Source organism: Endozoicomonas sp. NE40, from assembly GCF_040549045.1.
Lineage (GTDB): Bacteria > Pseudomonadota > Gammaproteobacteria > Pseudomonadales > Endozoicomonadaceae > Endozoicomonas_A > Endozoicomonas_A lisbonensis.
The window spans coordinates 4011442-4032089 of record NZ_JBEWTB010000002.1 but is presented as its reverse complement, the minus strand read 5'-3'; the positions used below and the strand labels follow the sequence as shown (position 1 = coordinate 4032089).

Genomic DNA, 20648 nt, shown 5'->3' with positions numbered 1-20648 from the left:
AAGTTACGTCTGAACAGGCTCTTAAAGAAGTAATCAGCCCAGATCACGCCCTTTATCAGCTGCAATCCGCAACCGCAATGCATTCAGTTTGATAAAGCCTTCCGCATCCCCCTGATTGTAAGCGCCCGCGTCTTCTTCAAAAGTCGCTACGGCTTCATCAAACAGAGTATCGTCGGACTGACGACCAACAACAATGATATTGCCTTTATAGAGTTTCACCCGAACAATGCCGTTTACATGCTGCTGGCTCTCGTCGATCATTTTCTGCAGCATTTCACGTTCCGGCGACCACCAGTAGCCGTTGTAGATCAGCTTGGCGTAACGGGGCATCAGCTCATCTTTCAGGTGCGCTACTTCACGGTCCAGTGTGATGGATTCAATCGCCCGGTGAGCCTTGAGCATAATAGAACCACCCGGTGTTTCATAACAGCCCCGGGACTTCATACCCACATAACGGTTCTCAACAATATCCAGCCGCCCAACACCGTTGGCGCCGCCCACCTTATTCAGGTATTCCAGTACTGTCGCCGGTGACATGGTTTCACCGTTAATAGCAACGATATCACCCTTTTCATAGGTCAGGTCAAGGTAAGTGGCTTCATCGGGCGCCTGCTCAGGAGACACCGTCCAGCGCCACATATCTTCTTCCGCTTCGGCCCAGGGATTTTCCAGAATGCCGCCTTCATAGGAGATATGCAGCAGGTTGGCGTCCATAGAATAAGGCGACTTGCCTTTTTTCCGTTCAACCTCAATGCCATGCTGGTCACAGTAGCTCAGCAGTTTTTCCCGGGAGTTCAGATCCCACTCACGCCAGGGCGCGATCACCTGCACACCGGGCTTCAGAGCGTAAGCTCCCAGCTCAAAACGCACCTGATCATTACCCTTACCGGTCGCACCGTGAGAGATCGCGTCCGCACCGGTTTCATTGGCAATTTCAATCAGACGTTTAGAAATCAGCGGGCGGGCAATGGAAGTTCCCAGCAGGTATTCGCCTTCATAAACCGTATTCGCCCGGAACATCGGAAATACAAAGTCACGAACAAACTCTTCACGCAGGTCCTCAATATAAATTTCCTTAATACCAAGGGCTTCAGCCTTTGCGCGGGCAGGCTCCACTTCCTCGCCCTGTCCAAGGTCTGCCGTAAAGGTGACCACCTCGCATTCGTAAGTGTCTTCGAGCCATTTCGCAATGACCGACGTATCCAGCCCTCCGGAATAGGCCAGTACCACTTTTTTTATCGCTTTCATCGGACACTCCAGATTCCCGATTGGATAGCTATTCACTCAAATCAAGATAATTAGCTACAAAATGCATGAATTATAAGTATTTATGTATTTTTATGCTTTTTTTGAGCATATTAATTCACACAAGTTCCACTGGCAAGTTAATTAATGCCAGCTTGTCCGACAGCATGCCAGCTACTTCGTGACAGAAAAACCCGTTTCCATAGTAAAAACAGTAAAATCCATGTACTTCAGGCAAAATATCACTACCATGTACAAACGATATTCGCTAGGATGCCCTTCCGGATACAAACTGCCTTTTTATCAGGCTTTCCCGGAACAGGTACACTCCCTCTTATGACTCAACAGCTTACCCTGACACGCCCTGACGACTGGCACCTGCACCTGCGCGATGGTGACGCCCTGACAGAAACGGTGGCCACAGCAGCCAGAACCTTTGCCCGCGCCATTGTAATGCCAAACTTGCTCCCCCCGGTGCTGAATGCAGAAGACGCGGCTGCCTATCAGCAGCGCATTTCTGCGGCTATCCCTCAGGACGTTGATTTTGAACCCCTGATGACGCTGTACCTGACAGACCAGACCACACCGGAAATGATTTATGCCGCCAAAGCTCAGGGCAATATCAAGGCTTTGAAGCTGTACCCTGCTGGCGCCACCACCAACTCCGACTCTGGTGTCACAGACCTGGCCAATATTCATGACACACTGGCCGCTATGGCAGAATGTGGCATTCCTTTGCTGGTACACGGCGAAGTCACCGACCCGGACATCGACATCTTTGACCGTGAAAAGGTGTTTATCGATCGTTACCTGCGCGACCTGGTCGAGCGCTTCCCGACCCTTAAAATTGTTATGGAACACATCACCACTGCTGACGCCGTGGAGTTTGTGACCAGTGCGCCTGCCAATGTTGGTGCGACGATTACCGCACACCATCTGCTGTTTAACCGTAACGATATGCTGGTCGGCGGTATTCGCCCCCACTATTTCTGCCTGCCGATTCTGAAGCGCAATATTCACCAGCAGGCACTGCTGGAAGCAGCCACCAGCGGCAACCCGAAATTTTTCCTCGGCACCGATTCTGCTCCCCATGTACAGGGTGCAAAAGAAGCAGCCTGCGGCTGTGCAGGTTGTTACACCGCCCCGGCAGCGCTGGAAATGTACGCTGAAGCGTTTGAAATGATGAACGCACTGGACAAACTGGAAGCCTTTGCCAGCCATTACGGCCCGGACTTCTACGGTTTGCCCCGAAATACCGGGACTGTCACTCTGGCTAAAGAAGAATGGCAATTACCTGAAAGCATTGCCTACGGCGATAGTCAGGTAGTCCCACTGAGAGCTGGCGAAACCCTGACCTGGCGACTGGTTCGCTAACAGCTTGTAAATAATGAATTAAGGAGATTCCGTGGTTGATGAAAGCCATCTGATGGCCAACCGCTTTCGCGGTTTTTTGCCGGTTGTGGTTGATGTGGAAACCGGCGGCTTTAATCCCGCCACTGATGCCCTGCTGGAAATTGCGGCGGTGGTCATTGAAATGGATGAAATGGGCTACGTACATCCCTGCAAGCCCCAGTCTTTCCATATCAAACCGTTTGAAGGTGCCAATATCGAGCAGGCAGCCATCGAGTTTATCGGTGTAGACCCTTTCCATCCGTTGCGCATTGCCACTGAAGAAGAACAGGCGGTTTCAGCCATCTTCAAAAATGTTCGCAAGGAAGTGAAACGTCAGGGTTGCAGCCGGGCCGTACTGGTTGGACACAATGCGTCTTTTGACCTGAGCTTCCTGATGGCAGCCGCAGAGAGAAACGATATCAAACGCAACCCGTTTCATCCTTTCTCCTGTTTCGACACCGCCACCCTGGGTGGACTGGCTTATGGTCAAACGGTTCTGGCCAAAGCCTGTGAAGAAGCACATGTCAGCTTTGACAAAGGCGAAGCCCATTCAGCCCGTTACGATACGGAAAAAACCGCTGAACTGTTCTGCGCGATTGTCAACCAGTGGAAAGACCTGGGCGGCTGGCTCTGATCAGTCCGTTTTCTTCAGCCCTTCAGGTGCTCACCTGAAGGGCTGCCACACCTACTGCCCTCTTGCCCGTTAGTAAAACATTCCGGTAGAGTTATTAGATGACGTTCAAGGCAGGGAGCCATTTCGTTGAACGCAAAAAACCTGCAGGAAAAAGCGTTACACCTTAAAAACTACTGGCGGCAGCTGGGCCTGAAACGGATTGAGGAAGCCAGCGATGACCAGACCTTTTACCTGTCCACCAGCCTGACCGCCGGGCATATACCCGCTATCCAGCTTACCGCCGTTTTGCAACAGGGTCTGAATCCGAACTCCCTGTGCGCCATTATTGATGCCCAGCTACCGACTCCCGTTACCTTAACCCCGGCCACCCAGGCTTTTATACAACAGTCAACTGCCGTATTAGCCCCGGTTGCCCTGATCATCAATCCAGAACCGGTTCAGCTGGTTATACGACAGGCAAGACTCATTTCACTGAACACCAAAATCAACAGCCGGGCTATGCTGGACACGATTCAGATTCTGGCTCCCCTGCTACATCAGGCATGTCTGCAAATAGAGCAGCAACAACTCAGCAATGAAGAAGCCCGGATGATGGCAGACCTGCTATCGGAACACTGGTTTGAGGTCATCACCCATGAAAGCTGAACAAAAACTGCTGTTCGGTCATTTAAAGGCTGCGGGGCTACAGCCGGTACTCTTTCAAGATAAGAGCCAGGGTAAAAAAAATGCCTTCACAGCCATCAGCTTTAACCTGGCTCCCGGCATTGAAGCAGAGTGCATTACTCGCAAGCCTGCCAGAAATCTGGTCTCCACCACCCTTATCGTTATCATTGACCTTGAGGAGTCGGAAGACCTGAACACCTTCGCTCTGGCGACAGGACAACTGATCGCACCACTCATTCTCTGTCAGACCCGACAACAAATGACATTGCGACTGCTTATCCAGTCGGAAAGCAGGACCCACCTCAATCTTGTTAATGAAGGTATTATCCAGCTGCGTAGTGCGTCAGGTGCCATTTTCAATCCTGCCATTGCATTGAGTCAGCAGACAATCAGCCTGTCCCGGGCCATAGAAGTAACCATTAAACAGCTCCAGACACTGGAGCCTGCTGAATGAACCGAATCCGTTCACTGCGTTCAGCGAAACCTGTTCATCAGGCTTACATGTGTAGTACAGAAGACAAGCCGGCCAGCAGAGGATTGTTTCACCGGTCAGCCAGTGCTGATATTCACGTTCACCCCCTGGGACAACAGAGTAACGCCCTGTCCGAGACACCGGGAAAAGCACTCAATCTGGCCAGACAGATTGTAGCTGGTCATCCACAGGCTCATTTTGACAAAGGTACCAGCAAAATTGAAAAAGCGGCGGTTATTGGCAGTAACATCAAAGCCTTTCTTCATGCAGCACATACAGTAGGGCTGGCCGGCGTCAAAACCATCAAGGCCGGATTTAAACAGCATACCGGCTCCTGGGAGGTTCCTAACCGCCAGTTTAATGAAACCTATCACAGCCTGCAGGGAATCGCCGCAGTGACGGGAGGCTTGTCGTTTATACAGGACTCTCTGACAGGGGCCTGGCACGCTTTCAGGGATATCCGCCATCACAGTGAGCGTAAACGGACACAGACATTACTCAAACTGTATGATCCACGGACCCGGAAGCTGGCTGGTCACCCGGCACATTTGAAAACACTGAAACAGCGTCTTGTCACAACCGCCTCAGACTTGTCCCGCAACCAGAGCCAGACCACCATTGACCATCTGGTACGAGCCAAAAACCTGCTGGCCAAAGGCACAAGCGCTGTCGAAAGTTCACTGATATTTGCCGGAGGTTTCAGCCCAACCGCTGCCCAAGCGCTTCCCGTCTTTGGAATTGTTGCCTCGGCTATTGCAACAGCGCATTCTGCCATCCAAACCGGTACCCAGATCGCTGCTCTGAACAATCTCGCCAAAGCCAAAGCCGCCACGAATGACCCTCTGCTGAAAGCACTGGCCGGACATATCAGACAGGAACGAACCATTGAAGCCCGTAAAAATATGCTCAACACCGCCATAGGTGCTGCTTTTACCGGTGTATCAGCCGGGTTGACAGCTTCAGCCGTTGGCGCCCCTGCCGCTCTGATTGCCACAGGTACTCTGGGTACGGCAACAGGGCTGGGTACGATGGCATTCGACCTGTACCATAACAGAAAACTGGCAAAAGCCAGGGAAGGCAGTGAGACACTCATGGCTGCAAAAGACAGCCTGGCTGCGCTGGCAAGAAACAATATTGGTGTCGCTGAAAAATCCTTTCTACTGCGTTTGCGCAGTGCGGAGGGGAAAGAGTTATCAGACTGTATCGAATTTCTGCGCAACTTTGGCGTTACTGACAATACGATTAAGAAGCTGCAACTGACTCCTGAAAAAGTTGCCATGAAAAGCCTGCAGAAGGTTTTATATCGTGACAAGGTGAATTTCAAAGGGCTGCAACTGAAACAAACCGGTAAGACGCTGCTTCATGTGGTCGGTTTAACGACTCTTAGCAAACAGATCAGATCCGGTTCCCTGTGGCTAACAAGCAAGCTGAGCCCAAAGCGAAAAGATCAGACGCAACAGGGGTCTGTCACCGCCGGTTACAGCCTGACTTTTAACCCTGAGCAGAAGGCTTCCCGACGATCCCGGATAATGGCTCGTCACTCAAGACTCAGGGTCCAACCCGCTGATGCAGCAATACCCAACCATTTTCGCTATGGAAGGATTCTATCATGACAGGCATTGAACTACTGGAAGCATGGATGCAGCAGGCCGGACTGGATCGTTCTGCCACAGACGACAGTGGAAGAGTTTGTGCGTTTACTTTTAACAATCTGTTTCCAGTCACTCTGGAAGCGCCTGCCTACTGTGACGACCTGTTTATCATTATTGAGATGACATCCATTGGCAGTGGAGAAATTCGCAGAAAACGGCTGGAAACCGCCATGAAGCTTAATGCTTACGCCCTTGAAACCCGGGGAGCGGCGCTGGGCTGGGACACCATTGGCGAACGCATTGTACTGTCGCATCGGGCTACGTCAGAAAACACCACGGTTGAGATGCTGGATAACATGGTCGCCAACCTGCTGGATGTCGCCGAACAACTTCTGCCAGAACTGGAAATGAAAAAAGAAGCCGAAGCCCAGCAGAAACTGGCCGACGGCTTCGATGAGATGTTCAAGCCGGTTACGCCTTAGAGGCTGCCTTCAATCAAAGATGCCTTCGCCCATCTGGTCGATAAACATTCTGGCTTTGCGCAGCATCACCTCATTAGCATCTTCCGGCATCATAAACAGGTCGGAGCGAATAAAGTCATGGGTTTTCAGCTCACCGTCGATCTCTTTGCAGATGCGCCCATTCACCTGAAACTGCGAACTGACGGCCTTGGCTTCGGCATAAATCTGAAAGCCCTGGTAATCAACGGGTTCAACCACTGTTTCAGGCTGCTCAGATTCCTTATCCAGACCAAACAACTTTGAGAAAAATCCCACTCCGGCTCTCCTTTTTCTACTACCCGTTTATAAGGGCAAACTGACCAGTACTGTGCCTGCCAGCGTCATAAATACATTGGCAAAAGCGTAGGTACCTGCATAACTGAGAGCTGGTACATTGCTTTTTGCTTCTTCTGTCAAAATGTTCAGGGCGGCGGTACTGGTGCGGGCTCCGGTCAATGCGCCCAGCAACAGTGCCACGTTCAGCTTCAGCACATAATGACCGAACAGGTAGCCTACCATGACTGGCACAATCATAATAATCATCCCGCTGAGCAGAATCATTGGGCCAATATTCATCAGGGCATTGACAATACCATCACCGGCACTCAGGCCAATATTAGCCATAAAGAACATCAGACCAATTTCCATCAGCACATAAGTGGCTGCCGGTGGTACACGACCAAAGGTTGGGTAATTACTGCGCATGTGACCAATAGTGATACCCGACAGCAGCAGTCCACCGGCATTACCCAGAGTGATATCAATATTGCCGACTTTAACAATCAGATGGCCAATCAACAGACCGGCGACAATACCAAAGGTAAAGGTAATAACGTCGGTAATATGGGACTGCTCATCGGCATAACCCAGTCGTTCAGTCAGACGTTCAAGGCGACCTTTCTCACCACTGATTTCCAGCACATCGCCACGGGATAACTGAAGGTCGTCGTTAATTGGCATTTCAATCTGGGAACGGCTGACCTTACTGACAAAACAACCGTACAGGGCATCAATACCCACATCCTGCAACCGCATTCCGGCAATATGGGGATTGATTACCACGACTTCCTGAGAACCAAACTCATAATCCAGCAGTTCGCTGTCGAAGATTTCCTGTCCGAGTTCGTAGGGAAACTTATATATCTCCCGGGGGCGTCCCACCAGGGCAATGGAGTCGCCCTCCACCAGCGCGGTGTCACCATCAGGTTCAAAGATGCTGCCATTACGGCGAATCTTATCGATCAGACAACCAGTACGTTCCTGCAATGCCAGCTGCCGCAGTGTTTTACCATCAAACTGCCCGATACGTTCTTCATCCAGCCGGAATACCCGCACAATAGGTAGCTCAGTATGCCTTTTAATATTTTTCTCAAGCCCTTTGGCTACAGCGACTTTTTTGGCTTCTTTCTTCAGGTCAACACCCAGCATGGCCGGTGTATAATTGATCATCACCAACAGGCCAACCGTGCCAAGAATATACGTCAGTGCATAACCCACACCAATATCCGACAGCGCCATCTGCGTCATCTCGGACGACTCCACCAGCGTATTACGAATAGCGTCCTGAGCACCAATCAGCGCAGGCGTACTGGTCAGAGAACCTGCCATAATACCCGCAGACATAGGGGCTGATATGCCCTGCAAGTGAGACAGAATCAGGGTAATGGCCATAGCGGCAAGCGCAACAATGGCTGCCAGGGCAATGTATTTGGCACCATCTTCGAGGAAGACACTGAAAAAGCGGGGGCCGGTCTGAAGGCCGACACAGAAAATAAACAGAATAAAGCCAATGGTATCGAGCCCTTCCATGGCCGAAAAACCGAAATGACCAAACAGCAGCCCGACTAACAACACCCCTGTGGTTGACCCGATCTGAAACGATCCTATGGTAATTTTACCTACCACATAGCCTAAAAACAGGTTTAAAAAAATCAACAGGGGGGCGCTTTTTTCTAAAAGCGCAATAAGGTCAAGTTCCACTGTCTGCCGCGCTCCGACGCGATTTATTAGTAGTGACAAATAAGAGCGAAATTGAGCGGCATATAACCATCTATTGACAGTTAAAGGTATACGTAGTTAGTGCTAATCAAGGGTGAAGTTTCAACACAGGAACGAAATGCACTCACAGTTTTTTCAGTACATTCTCAGCAGAGGTCAGGCAGAAACAGCCCGTTTCTTCCCGATAGAAGTGAATAATCTCACCATTATCAACCACCATGGCAAAGCGGTCGGAACGCACACCCATCCCTCTCGCTGACAGATCCAGGGTGACATCCATCAATGTCACCAGCTCGGCAGAGCCATCTCCCAGCATGCGCATGCGTCCATTGATATTCAGGCTTTCTGCCCAGGCATGTAATACAAAGGGGTCGTTGACTGAAATACACCAGATTTCATCCACCCCTCTGGCCTTAAAGTCATCTTCCATTTCCAGATAACCTGGCAGGTGGTTGCTGGTACAAATCGGCATAAATGCACCGATCACCCCTATGGCGACCACTTTCTTTTTATGGGCAAGATCAGGCAGCCTCCAGGCCTTGGGACCTACCTGATCGTATTTGGAGGCTTCTGCAATGTATTCGTGAATGGTGATATCGGGTAAATGATCGCCCACTTCGATGCTCATTGAGTTCCCTTTCAATAAACGCTTTTGATAATAGTTGCTTCTATAATGATGGCTATTTTGGCCTATGTCTAATAGTAAAGCCTTCAGATCTGGCTGGTTCCTAAAGAGATAATGTCGACAGTTCCCAATCTGTTTTTCACGCTCAGAAAAAATTCACGACAAAGTGATTGGCGAATTCATCGAGAGAGAACATTTTCAGCGGTTTTGAAGCGTAACCCTCCATAGTTACTAAGCCTCCAGTCCAATCTTGTAGAGACTCCAATCACGGTTGTATCCTTTACTTATTATAAATTGGATGAAACTGCTCAACTGAACTAAAAACTGCGTTAGATTATTACACCTGAAAAGTCCATGCTCAGGATCAAGCATTTCCACAGTCTCATTGTTGTGCCATAAGCCAATCGCGTGACTTCTCTTATCACTGCCACGACATGATAAATAAAAATATCCAGAATTCTTCTGCACATATTCATAGACATGGTTTATGCTGCCAAACATTAATCCAGATTCATAATCCAAAACAATAAGATTTTGACTTCCTAACAAGAAATCCATGCTAGTAACGTTTTGGGTTTCATCAGAATGCGGGGTAAACATCATATAGGCTCCTTGGATAATTGAGATTGCCTTCATATCCAGTTCATCAGCACTTTGAACACCCTTTCCGTTTGAAGCGATGCATTTTTTTATCCATGTAACTACCATGCCAGCGCAAATACCAAAATTATCGTCGAAAACAGGTTCCAAGTTTTTTTTATTCCATAGAACACTCACTGAATACCTATTTGATGTGGAAAAGATTTTTTCAAAATAGTGAAACATGCTGAAATAATCATCTAAGATAACGAATAAGCATAGGCATAACACTATTAACTGTTCCGGCTTTTAGTTATTAAAACCAATAGCCTGATGTTCTGCATGCTTGATGCTTACTCTTGATTATAGGTAGCCGCCCTGTATCTATATTCAGACAACTGTATTTAAAAATCAATGGCCCTAATTTGAGCCTTAACCCGTTGGTACATTGTTAGCCTACGCACCTCTGCTCTTGAGTGTTGAAGCATTTTACAAGACCTTGGTCGTCTTTTTACTGCTCTGGGCTCATTGTGCCAGATCGATTACCTATAATATGCTCTGATGCGATCCGTACCATGTGCTTATTGAAATAATACTGGGAATAAAAAACGGAGGAAAATAAATTTCATAAATGGCAAATGCCTTTAAAAAGTTAACTCAGGGTAAATTTACAAAGAAGCAATATAGACCCTGAGCAACAAACAGACTTACCAGTTAATGCGCGTAATGCCGCTCAAGAAACTCTGCGACCGCATCATCATCACAGTGACCAATCACTTCATGATCTGGCAGCAATGCCCTGAGCTTCTGGTCTGCATTGCCCATCAGCAGACCTTTATCCACTCCCTGCAACATTTCATAGTCATTCATACCGTCGCCGAAAGCGATGGTATCTTTAAACTGATGCCCTTTGAGCCTTAATACCTCTGCCAGGGCCACACCCTTGCAGACACCGGGAGCCATGACTTCAAGACAGATTGGCAGAGAGAACGTCATACTCACGCTGTCACCCATTTCATCCTTGATGCGCTGCTCCAGCGGCAGCAGGTCTTCGTGCTTTTCCGCCAGATAAAAGATCTTGCTGACGCCTGTTGTGTTCACAGAGTCGAGGTTCTGCAACTGGTAAGCAAACTTGTTCACATCGCTGAACTGATCAACCGTCTCGTGTCGTTCTTCAATAAACCAGGAGTCTTCCTGATACACATTGGTCAACACTTTACCCTGAAACTCCCGCCCCATGTCGATCAGCTCCGGCACCTGCTCCGGGAAAATATCATGACGAATAATGATCTGACCGGACGGATTATGCACCCTGGCACCATTGGCAGTAATCAAATACATGCTGATGTCCAGTTCATCAGCCAGCCTGCCCACATCAATATGGTGACGCCCGGTTGCAAACACAAACTTGATACCTGCGTCATGTAAACGACGAATCACCTGTCTGGTGTGTGGGGTGATTTCGTGCTGACTGTTAAGAAGCGTTCCGTCCAGATCTGAAACAACAACTGAATGCATGCCTACCTCGGGTTCAACAGGAGTTTTCAAACCATATTGAACCCGAGCTATGGCAATTTGGCAATTAAGTACTAATTCATAGTATGGATAAAACTGCACAAACGCAGAAATTACCGTAAAACAAGGCAACCAGAAAAAGCTTTATGGTGAGCAGATCCGGACCTTTGATCAATATTGGCAAGATAATCCCGAAGATGCACCGGGGTTAGCTTTTGCGGGGCAGGAAGGCAAAGAGCATGGTCGTGTTGAGCATCGTCGCTGCTGGGTCATAACCGATATTGCCGAAGGTTCAAATGCCTCATCCTGGGAAGCCAGAACCATAGCCGCTGTCCAGTTGGACAGCCGCAAGAAGGATAAAGGAAGCACGTTGATTCGCTACTTTATATCCAGTCGCCAACTGTCTGCTGAGGAGGTGCTTCATGCCACCAGGAGGCACTGGCTGGTTGAGATTCAACTGCATTGGGTTCTTGACGTTGCTTTTGATGAAGACCGTTGCAGAGCCAGAGAAGGTTTTGCCACTGAAAACCTTGAGTTGCCAGGCAAGTGGCGCTTAACCTTCTCAAACTGGACACTTCAGTGAAAGCAGGTATCAAGAACAAGCGAAAGACGTGTGGCTGGGACGAAGACTACATGATGAAGGTTCTCGGACTGATAGATTTATGATCATGTTTTGCCGTGTTGACACCGCCTTTTTATTAACTAACGTGACTGCTATTTCAATCTGACGTTGAACTTCTACAAAGCAACGCTGTCAAAAAATATTATTAAAAATTAACTCGCTCGGTGATCAGCAATGGACGCACACATTTCCAGCAATCCGCTTATTAACAAGCCTTACAACATTAAACGCCCACATCCAACCGAAGAAGCGGCTGGGGAGACCTGTGACGGTCAGCCTTCTAGCAAAAAGTTACCTGAGTCTCCGACTCACAATACTGAATTTGACTCACCTGATTTAACCGGTGACCAGCGGGGGGCAGCCTTTAAACGATTGAAGGTGATACGTATTCCTGATCCGGAAAAATATCTTAAATCCCCTGATATGCTGCACCCAGACTACATAGGCACTGCCGCCCCCAAGGAATTACAAAAACACATTAAGCATGTTCGCAAGGGGCAACGTGGCAAACAAGATGGGGGACTGATCTACTGGGAATACCTGAAAGCGCAACAAACAGCCCTGAAAGCCCTTGGTGAAGAAGTCGCCAAACACCCCAGTGAAATTATATTCACGATGGAACGGGGTGGTACATTTTTATACGACTGTCTTGAAACCTATATTCCAGAGAAGGGGCGCCCGAAAGCTGTAATATCAACTGCGAAACTCGAGGAAAACACCTGGGCCGCAACTATGGAATATCTGCTGAGGCAGATTCAGGAAGCCTACGATCAGGGATATCGGCGAATAGGTCTTGTAGAAGTGTCTGTCACTGGTGGGCAAATGTTATACATTTTAAGGCATCTTTCCGAGTATACTGAAAAACTGGAGAGAGCTGGCGCTAAATTGGAGACTAGTACTGAACTCCATCTTTATGTAATGCAACAAACAATAGTTACATCTCCTGAATTCGTAAATTCTCAAAGAAAGAAACAGGAAACGATTGTATCTAATAATAGCTTCATTCATTTCCATTCCGTAAAAACACCCTTCTTGCATGGAGAAGATGTAGATAAATATCTTGAATATGGTGAAAATCAAACCGTTCCTGTTAACGTCATTCACTCTGAAAAGGGGCTTCTTCAGTTATACAGTGATGAAGGACCGAGAGGGACACTCAGGAATCTGATGGCAGGGCGATATCAGGCCCTTGAGAGCCTGAGTGAAAAAACGGTTTCTATCAAACCTGAAGACACACCCGATTCAACAACGTCGTCAGAAAAGGCTTCCCGTGACAGCCAATCCAGAATGGAGAAGCTGAAAGACGTAACTGCCCAAAAACGACTGCCAAATTTTATAAACTATCCCCCACAGCCCTGTAAAATCGTTAAAAAAACATCAGAAACTGAGGTTTTGCCAGCCCAAAATAAGCAGCCACATAATCAAACGCCTTTTGAACAGTTAAATGTCGTTCGTATCACTAATCCGGAGATATTTATTGCACAACCAGAAGCACTAACCCCTGACTTTCTTGAATCACCGGATCTGGAACCTGACGAAGTATGCAGACGAATTGAATTGATTCGAAAAGGTCATCGCCACAGGGAGGGTGCCGGAATCATTTACTGGAAATATCTGCAGCAACAACAGGATGCCTTGAGACAAATGGGAGAAAAAATATCCCGGGCTCCCTGCGAGGTAATTCTTACGATGGAGCGTGGCGGCACTCTGTTATATGACTTTCTGGAACCCTATATTCCAGCCTCTGCACGACCAAAAATAATGATTTCTACTGCTAAACCCGAGCCTAAATCAACCAGTGCTCATATTAAAGCCTTGATTGGAGAGGCCACTAAAGCCTATCAGGCTGGGTATAAAAAATTGGGGATTGTAGAAGTTTCCATAAGTGGAAACCAGTTACTTTCGATAACAAGAACGCTTGCTAATAGCTTTAATGACGTTAGAGACCCGAATGTAGAGCTGCATTTTTACATTTTTAAGCAGACGTTGTCGGAGAGAGAAGATATTTCAAAACTTTATGGACCAAAGCAGGAGAAAGTTTTTGCAGAGAGTTCTCGCATGCATCTTCATATGGTAAAAGTGCCTTATCTTATAGGGGAAGATGTTAAATCTCAACAAGAGTACGACCAGGAACTCTCCTACCCGATTAATGTCATTCACCCGAAATTAGGATTTATCCAGCTTTTTGGGTCAGGGGGTACTCGAGAAACTCTTAAACAATTGGTTCATGGACAATACAGCAGTCTTGATCAGCTTGACCCCGCCTCACTACAAGAAATGACCACCACGATTGATATGACTACCACAACGGACAAAGCCTCCAGTCTCAGTGCAAGAAAGCTGTATCAGCTTGTCCTTGATAGCCATTGGGATGGCATTCCAACCGAAATAGAAAAACAATCCACACAGTATCATGAATATCGGGAATTACAACGGAAAATGACGCTGTTAAAAAACTGGCTCGAGAAACACACTGAAGAAGTGCATAAAGAGTATGGAAAACTCCCTTTTCACGAACATAAGCAACGTTTCTCCCAATATATGAAAAAACTTGGCTCTAAACTGAATCCTGATTCTTTACCTCCAATGCTGAGTCAGTTCTATGTCCTACGTTATTTTCATGGGTGCACCACAGAACAGTTTTTTTCCAGGGAATGGAAACGCATTAAAGATGTACTTCCTGATATCGAGGAGCAGACCGATCTATTAGCAAAAACGACTCAATGTGTCGGCGAGGACCAGGAAGCTGGAACTAAGCAGCTAGAATGGAATTCCTGCGGGGAAGTTGAGATAGTCAGGGAGTCGTACAGGAAAATTATCACGGAAAGCACTCCGGATCGCAAAAATGCAAACATCTTAAATTTCATCAATAATAAGCTGATGAAATTTATCGACACTCTTTGTGAGAATATTATTATCCAGCACCCTGATATCCATGAGACCGGGGATTATCAAAAGGCTGTCGGTGTTACTCGCCAGATACTTAATACGGCTGCTACAGCGATAGAAAGCACTGTATCTAAAAAAGGAAAACGGGTCATTAGAGAACTCGATCAAAAGCTGTCGAACTGCCTTGTTGTTCTAAGTAAAACAAGCAGCGAAGAAGAAACAGCCAAAAGCCTTCAGGCTATAAAATATGACAAGCAGAACCACAAAAAGCTGAAAGAAAAACTATCAGGTCATAAGAAGGCAAAACAAATTCAATCCACTCAAAATCTGCCATTTAAAGAAAAAATAAAGCAACTCGCCAAAGCTTTGGGCATAACGGAAAAAAACAGTCTCCAAAAGATACAAAGTAAAATACCGGTTGATAGTAAACAGTCGGAGCTTCGGACTGACACTCTGGTTTCCGTTGCGGATGAGTCAAAGAAAAGCCTGAAACTGAGCGCACACAGAATTATTTATGACAACCGGCAGGCAGGTATTGCCATGAAGGGGCCTGTTCCTAAAGAAATGCCCGCTGTCCTTAGAATGGCTGAACAGGAAAATGTCGGACTATTCCTGGATTTGATTCACGACGAGGACCGACACAGTGATAAAGGCTTCTACCGGTTTCACTGGGCGCAAATTTCCGATGACAAGCCATTGATACTGGATGGGGGTTATCAAATTCGTAAACTGGGTCAAAAAATAGTGAAATTCCATCGCCTAACGAATCCAGAATTCGCGGAAAAAGAAGCACCAGAAGTTACCGTTCGAACATTTTCGGTTTCAGGGCCAAACGGTGAGCGTGTAGTGCGGCAAATTTCCTGTCCGTTCTGGCCTGATCACAAAGGCATGCCTCCCGAACTTTTAACAGAGCTTATCGCCTTGGTGACAGAGGAAAAAGCAGCCTGTGAAGGTAAACAAATTGTGGTAAATTGCCTTGCCGGACTGGGACGAACAGGAACATTCTTTGCCGCAGAAAATATGGCTCACAAGTTACTGGCGGGAGAGGTTACCGAGAATAACCTTGATGAAATGGTGATTGACACCATCATGCAAGGAAAGCTGTGCCGACACTGGGAATTTATTCAAACACCAACTCAGGTCAGGTCTGTGCGAGAAACTGCCCGCCACATGTTGCAATCAACCTCCACGGTTAGAGAGTGATCCACGGCAAAAACATGATCATAAATCAATCAGCCCGAGAACCTTCATCATGTAGTCTTCGTCCCAGTCACACGTCTTTCGCTTGTTCTTGATACCTGTTTCCACTGAAATATCCAGTTTGAGAAAGTTAAGCGGCTTAGTCCCGTTTTCCCAGAACTTCAGACAGCGTTGAACCCACCCATTGGACAAAAACAGGCAGGCTCAGGCACTGAGCAGAGGTAAAGAACGAGGAGCAGTAGACCCTGCTCCCCAGAACATTAGTTGTAGTGATCAGCCATTACTCAAAATTAATTTTATCCTCACTGACCACTGCCCTGATGGTATCGCCCGGCACATAACGACCAGAGAGAATCGCCTCAGCCAGCGGGTTTTCAATACTGCGCTGAATCGCCCGTTTCAGTGGACGAGCGCCGTATACCGGGTCAAACCCGACCTGCGCCAGTTTTTTCATGGCTTCATCTGACAGGGTCAGTGACAGGTCGTTTTCAGCCAGTCGTTTATTAAGACGCTGAATCTGAATACTGGCAATGCCTTCAATCTGATCACGGGTCAGAGAGTGGAACACCACCAGCTCATCAATACGGTTAACAAACTCAGGGCGGAAATGCTGACCCACCACATCCATCATGGTAGATTTCAACGCCTCAAAGTCTTCTCCCTGCATGGTCTGGATAACATCCGAGCCAAGGTTCGACGTCATTACAATAACGGTGTTCCTGAAATCAACGGTTCGCCCCTGGCCGTCAGTAAGACGACCATCTTCCAAGACCTGCAGAAGGATATTAAACACGTCAGGATGTGCCTTTTCCACTTCATCCATCAGCACCACAGAATACGGCTTACGACGTACAGCTTCGGTCAGATAACCACCCTCTTCGTACCCCACATAACCCGGAGGCGCTCCCAGCAGGCGGGAGACAGAATGCTTTTCCATAAACTCGGACATATCAATCCGGACAATGGCATCTTCAGTGTCGAACAGGAACTGCGCCAACGCTTTACACAGCTCCGTTTTACCTACGCCGGTAGGGCCAAGGAACATAAATGAACCATTTGGACGGTTCGGATCTGACAGCCCGGCTCTGGAGCGACGCACTGCATTGGAAACAGCGACAATCGCTTCATCCTGACCAATCACCCGGTCATGCAGAGCCTCTTCCATTCGCAGCAGTTTATCCCGCTCCCCTTCCAGCATTTTGGCAACTGGAATCCCCGTCCACTTGGATACAACTTCGGCAATTTCCTCATCCGTTACCCGGTTTCGAAGCAGTTGCAGATCCCCCGCATCCGCTGCATCTGCCTGTTCCAGCTCTTTCTCAAGCTGCGGCAGGCGACCGTACTGGATCTCGGACATTTTCGTCAGATCCCCCTGACGGCGAGCCGCTTCAAGCTCTATTAACAACTGCTCTTTTTCTTCCCTCAGTTTTTGAGAACCATGCAGAACCGTTTTCTCGGTTTTCCAGACACCTTCCAGATCAGAGTATTCCCGCTCCAGCTCTGCAACCTGTTCATTTAAACGACTGAGACGCTCTTTAGATGCGCTGTCGTCTTCTTTCTTCAGCGCTTCCTGTTCAATTTTCAGCTGGATCAGACGGCGCTCAAGACGATCCATAGCTTCCGGTTTGGAATCCATCTCCATGCGAATCCGGCTGGCCGCTTCGTCGATCAGATCAATAGCCTTATCCGGTAACTGCCGGTCAGTGATATAGCGTTGCGACAGTCGTGCAGCAGCAACAATCGCCGGGTCGGTGATATCCACGCCATGATGCACCTCGTAGCGCTCTTTCAAACCGCGCAGAATAGCAATGGCATCTTCCTCAGTAGGCTCATCCACCAGCACTTTCTGAAAACGACGCTCAAGGGCGGCATCCTTTTCAATGTACTGACGATACTCATCCAGTGTCGTCGCCCCCACACAGTGCAGCTCACCGCGGGCCAGTGCGGGCTTGAGCATATTCCCCGCATCCATCGCACCATCAGCCTTACCCGCACCCACCATGGTATGCAGTTCATCAATAAACAGAATGATCTGACCTTCCTGTTTGGAGAGGTCATTCAATACGGCTTTCAGGCGTTCTTCAAACTCACCCCGGAACTTGGCCCCGGCAATCAGGGAACCCATATCCAGCGATAAGAGTCGTTTACCTTTAATGCCTTCCGGTACTTCACCGTTGACTATCCGCTGTGCCAGTCCTTCAACAATGGCCGTTTTACCCACACCCGGTTCGCCAATAATCACCGGGTTATTCTTGGTACGACGCTGAAGGACCTGAATCGTACGACGAATTTCATCATCTCGACCAATCACCGGGTCCAGCTTGCCCTGTTCAGCCAGAGCCGTTAAATCAACGGTGTATTTACTCAGGGAGTTGCGATTATCTTCAGCATTCGGGTCATCAACGGTTCCACCACCACGAATGTTTTTAATGGCATTTTCCAGTGCCTGTTTGCTAACCCCCTGACTGTTAAGCAATTTTGCCAGAGGGGTATTGCCTTCCATCATCGCCAGCAACACGGTTTCACTGGCAATAAACTGGTCGCCCTCCTGCTGGGCTTTCTTGTCGGAAAGGTTCAGTATCCTGAGAGTATTCTGCGATGGCTGTATATCACCTGTCGGGTTCTTGATAACAGGTACCTGATTCAGTAACTGATTTAATTCTTCCGACAGTTGCTGAATATTAAAGCCGGTCTGCATTAACAGTGGTTTGATCGAACCGCCCTGCTGGTCAATCAGGGCCATCAGCAGGTGTACCGGTTCAATCTGATTATGGTCTTTACCGATCGCCAGCGACTGCGCATCAGACAGCGCGGACTGTAATTTGCTGGTTAGTCTGTCAGCTCGCATTGGCTTTCTCCTGCGTCTGCCACCGTTTTGTTTGCTTCTGTTGTTTTATATGGCGACCGGATTAGTTTTTTTCAAGCCAGATAACACTTGCCAGTCTACCTGACTCTTTGCCATCCCGGCGATAAGAAAAAAACGTCTGCTGCTGTTCAAAGGTGCAGTAGCCACCACCATAAATGGCAGGCACTCCGGCTGAACCAAGTCTCTGTCGTGCCAGCTGGTACAGATCGCCATGCCAGCGATCACCGGTTCCGGGAGTAAAGGCGGCTGCCGCTTCAGGATCAATATCAAGAAATGCGGAGCGAACCTCAGGCCCTACTTCAAAATGCTTCTGGCTGATCGCAGGCCCCAGCCAGGCCATGACCTCTGATGCAGGGCATGACATAGCCTTCAGCGTATTTTCCAGCACACCCGCCTGCAACCCTTTCCAGCCTGCATGAGCGGCTGCAACGGTTGAACCGTTACGGTCACAGAAAAGCACCGGCAGACAGTCTGCGGTCAGAACGGCACAGGGCAAACCAGAAGAGTCCGTCCAGACAGCATCGCCTTCCTGCTCCTCTGAGCTGTCTGAAGCTTTCACGACATGTGTGCCGTGAACCTGCCTTAACCATTGCGGTTCACAGTCCCAGCCATAATCCTCACGCAGTTGATGACGATTGGCCAGAACATGCTCAGAAGCATCCCCGGAACGAAGGCCAAGATTGAAGCTGCTGAAGTTTCCCTGGCTGACACCGCCTTCCCGCCGGGTAACACAAGCTTTAACACAGGCCGGAGCCGGCCAGTCGGGAATCAGGTAGCGGTGTTCAAAGGTCATAGGGACTGCCTCGGATTATTTTGCCTCTCTGGCATCCTCTGTCAGAAGCGCCAGCAGGCTAACCATATCATCTGGCAGGGGCGCTTCCCACTCCATAAACTCACCGGTTGCAGGGTGAATCAGACCCAGACGGCGGGCATGCAGTGCCTGACGTCGGAAACGACGCAGCTGTTCGATCATGTCCTCGCCACAACCTTTTGGCAGGCGCAGACGGCCGGCATAAGTCTCATCACCAAACAATGGGTAACGGATATGGCTCATATGTACCCGAATCTGGTGGGTACGACCGGTTTCCAGCTTACAGCGGATATGCGTATGGTTTCTGTATTTCTGCAGGACCCGGTAATGGGTGACAGAGGGTTTACCACCGGCAGTGACCGCCATCTTCAAACGGTTAGTCGCGTGACGGCCAATAGGCTGATCGACGGTTCCTCCCGCTGTCATAACACCATAGGTGATCGCTTCATATTCACGACTCACCGAACGTTCCTGCAACTGCGCCACCAGATCGGTGTGTGCCGCAAGGTTTTTGGCAACCACCATCAGACCGGTGGTGTCTTTATCCAGACGGTGAACAATACCGGCACGGGGTACCGATGCCAGATCAGGGCAATGGAACAGGAGTCCATTCAAAAGAGTGCCGCTGCGATTACCCGCTGCCGGGTGTACCACCAGGCCCGCAGGCTTGTTGATCACCAGAATATCGTCATCTTCATACACAATATCCAGCGGAATCTCTTCTGCCTGCCAGTGTTCAGAGTCTTCAACGACTACGGACAATGACAGAGTCTCACCACCCACCAGCTTTTCTTTGGGCTTACGCTGCTTACCATCGACCAGCAGGTCGCCATTTTTGATCCATTCCTGCAGGCGCGCCCGGGAAAAATCAGGGAAGCAGGCGGCGGCGATCTGGTCAAAGCGTTTCGCACCTAATTCGTCAGGCACAACGACCTGCTGATCGAATTGTTCACTCATTCAATTAATACTCAAACAAAAAAAGATACGTCCGCCCGTTGCTGCATAGCTACTAACTAATAGCTACTATATGGCTACTACATGTTCG

18 protein-coding genes are annotated in these 20648 nt (G+C 48.6%); 9 read left to right on the top strand and 9 right to left on the bottom strand.

Annotated elements, in window-relative coordinates; genetic code table 11:
- Positions 1 to 33: 33 nt before the first annotated feature.
- Positions 34 to 1248 (bottom strand): argininosuccinate synthase, encoded by a 1215-nt coding sequence (locus V5J35_RS19200; RefSeq protein ID WP_354008695.1) that lies wholly within the window; start codon positions 1246 to 1248, stop codon positions 34 to 36.
- Positions 1249 to 1581: 333 nt separating this feature from the next.
- Between V5J35_RS19200 and pyrC the strand changes: the two genes are divergently transcribed.
- The 6 genes from pyrC to V5J35_RS19170 all read left to right on the top strand — a co-directional run bounded on the left by pyrC (position 1582) and on the right by V5J35_RS19170 (position 6480).
- Positions 1582 to 2619 (top strand): dihydroorotase, encoded by a 1038-nt coding sequence (pyrC, locus tag V5J35_RS19195; protein ID WP_354008694.1) that lies wholly within the window; start codon positions 1582 to 1584, stop codon positions 2617 to 2619.
- A gap of 52 nt (positions 2620 to 2671) precedes the next feature.
- A complete protein-coding gene (gene rnt / locus V5J35_RS19190) occupies positions 2672 to 3271 on the top strand; it encodes a ribonuclease T (RefSeq protein WP_262568667.1) in 600 nt (199 codons plus the stop codon).
- Positions 3272 to 3397: 126 nt separating this feature from the next.
- Complete coding sequence (locus tag V5J35_RS19185) at positions 3398 to 3916, top strand: hypothetical protein (RefSeq protein ID WP_354008693.1); 519 nt, start codon at positions 3398 to 3400, stop codon at positions 3914 to 3916.
- Positions 3906 to 4388, top strand: coding sequence for a hypothetical protein (locus V5J35_RS19180; RefSeq protein ID WP_354008692.1), 483 nt, complete (start codon positions 3906 to 3908; stop codon positions 4386 to 4388). The genes V5J35_RS19185 and V5J35_RS19180 overlap by 11 nt, the downstream gene beginning before the upstream one ends.
- A complete protein-coding gene (locus V5J35_RS19175) occupies positions 4385 to 6019 on the top strand; it encodes a hypothetical protein (RefSeq protein WP_354008691.1) in 1635 nt (544 codons plus the stop codon). Before V5J35_RS19180 ends, V5J35_RS19175 begins: the two co-directional genes overlap by 4 nt.
- A complete protein-coding gene (locus tag V5J35_RS19170; RefSeq protein ID WP_354008690.1) occupies positions 6016 to 6480 on the top strand; it encodes a CesT family type III secretion system chaperone in 465 nt (154 codons plus the stop codon). Before V5J35_RS19175 ends, V5J35_RS19170 begins: the two co-directional genes overlap by 4 nt.
- Positions 6481 to 6489: 9 nt before the next feature.
- On the opposite strand, the gene V5J35_RS19165 is transcribed toward V5J35_RS19170, so the two are convergent.
- The 3 genes from V5J35_RS19165 to V5J35_RS19155 form a co-directional block, all read right to left on the bottom strand.
- The gene (locus tag V5J35_RS19165) at positions 6490 to 6774 is read right to left on the bottom strand and encodes an HlyU family transcriptional regulator (RefSeq protein WP_354008689.1); all 285 of its coding nucleotides are present in this window, start codon (positions 6772 to 6774) and stop codon (positions 6490 to 6492) included.
- Positions 6775 to 6801: 27 nt separating this feature from the next.
- Positions 6802 to 8478, bottom strand: coding sequence for an aspartate-alanine antiporter-like transporter (locus V5J35_RS19160; RefSeq protein WP_354008688.1), 1677 nt, complete (start codon positions 8476 to 8478; stop codon positions 6802 to 6804).
- Positions 8479 to 8620: 142 nt separating this feature from the next.
- The gene (locus tag V5J35_RS19155) at positions 8621 to 9124 is read right to left on the bottom strand and encodes a peroxiredoxin (protein ID WP_354008687.1); all 504 of its coding nucleotides are present in this window, start codon (positions 9122 to 9124) and stop codon (positions 8621 to 8623) included.
- A 127-nt stretch (positions 9125 to 9251) separates the two neighbouring features.
- On the opposite strand from V5J35_RS19155, the gene V5J35_RS19150 reads away from it, so the two are divergent.
- The gene (locus tag V5J35_RS19150) at positions 9252 to 9332 is read left to right on the top strand and encodes an IS1 family transposase (protein ID WP_354011324.1); all 81 of its coding nucleotides are present in this window, start codon (positions 9252 to 9254) and stop codon (positions 9330 to 9332) included.
- A gap of 20 nt (positions 9333 to 9352) precedes the next feature.
- On the opposite strand, the gene V5J35_RS19145 is transcribed toward V5J35_RS19150, so the two are convergent.
- Together V5J35_RS19145 and V5J35_RS19140 are read right to left on the bottom strand one after the other, a co-directional pair.
- Positions 9353 to 9871 (bottom strand): hypothetical protein, encoded by a 519-nt coding sequence (locus V5J35_RS19145; protein WP_354008686.1) that lies wholly within the window; start codon positions 9869 to 9871, stop codon positions 9353 to 9355.
- Positions 9872 to 10414: 543 nt separating this feature from the next.
- Entirely contained in the window at positions 10415 to 11218 is an 804-nt protein-coding gene (locus V5J35_RS19140) for a Cof-type HAD-IIB family hydrolase (protein WP_354008685.1), read from the bottom strand.
- A gap of 109 nt (positions 11219 to 11327) precedes the next feature.
- Here V5J35_RS19140 and V5J35_RS19135 point away from each other — a divergent pair, with 109 nt between their 5' ends.
- Together V5J35_RS19135 and V5J35_RS19130 are read left to right on the top strand one after the other, a co-directional pair.
- On the top strand, positions 11328 to 11798 hold the full coding sequence (locus V5J35_RS19135) for an ISAs1 family transposase (RefSeq protein ID WP_354011323.1): 471 nt from the start codon (positions 11328 to 11330) through the stop codon (positions 11796 to 11798).
- A 213-nt stretch (positions 11799 to 12011) separates the two neighbouring features.
- Positions 12012 to 15929, top strand: a complete 3918-nt coding sequence (locus V5J35_RS19130; protein WP_354016475.1) for a protein-tyrosine phosphatase family protein — start codon at positions 12012 to 12014, stop codon at positions 15927 to 15929.
- 277 nt (positions 15930 to 16206) lie between these two features.
- Here the strand turns inward: V5J35_RS19130 and clpB are convergent, their stop codons facing one another.
- From clpB to rluD, 3 genes are all read right to left on the bottom strand, one after another.
- Positions 16207 to 18774 (bottom strand): ATP-dependent chaperone ClpB, encoded by a 2568-nt coding sequence (gene clpB, locus V5J35_RS19125; protein ID WP_354008682.1) that lies wholly within the window; start codon positions 18772 to 18774, stop codon positions 16207 to 16209.
- Between the two features lie 61 nt (positions 18775 to 18835).
- A complete protein-coding gene (gene pgeF, locus V5J35_RS19120; RefSeq protein ID WP_354008681.1) occupies positions 18836 to 19585 on the bottom strand; it encodes a peptidoglycan editing factor PgeF in 750 nt (249 codons plus the stop codon).
- Positions 19586 to 19600: 15 nt separating this feature from the next.
- Complete coding sequence (gene rluD, locus V5J35_RS19115) at positions 19601 to 20560, bottom strand: 23S rRNA pseudouridine(1911/1915/1917) synthase RluD (RefSeq protein ID WP_354008680.1); 960 nt, start codon at positions 20558 to 20560, stop codon at positions 19601 to 19603.
- Positions 20561 to 20648 lie beyond the last annotated feature (88 nt).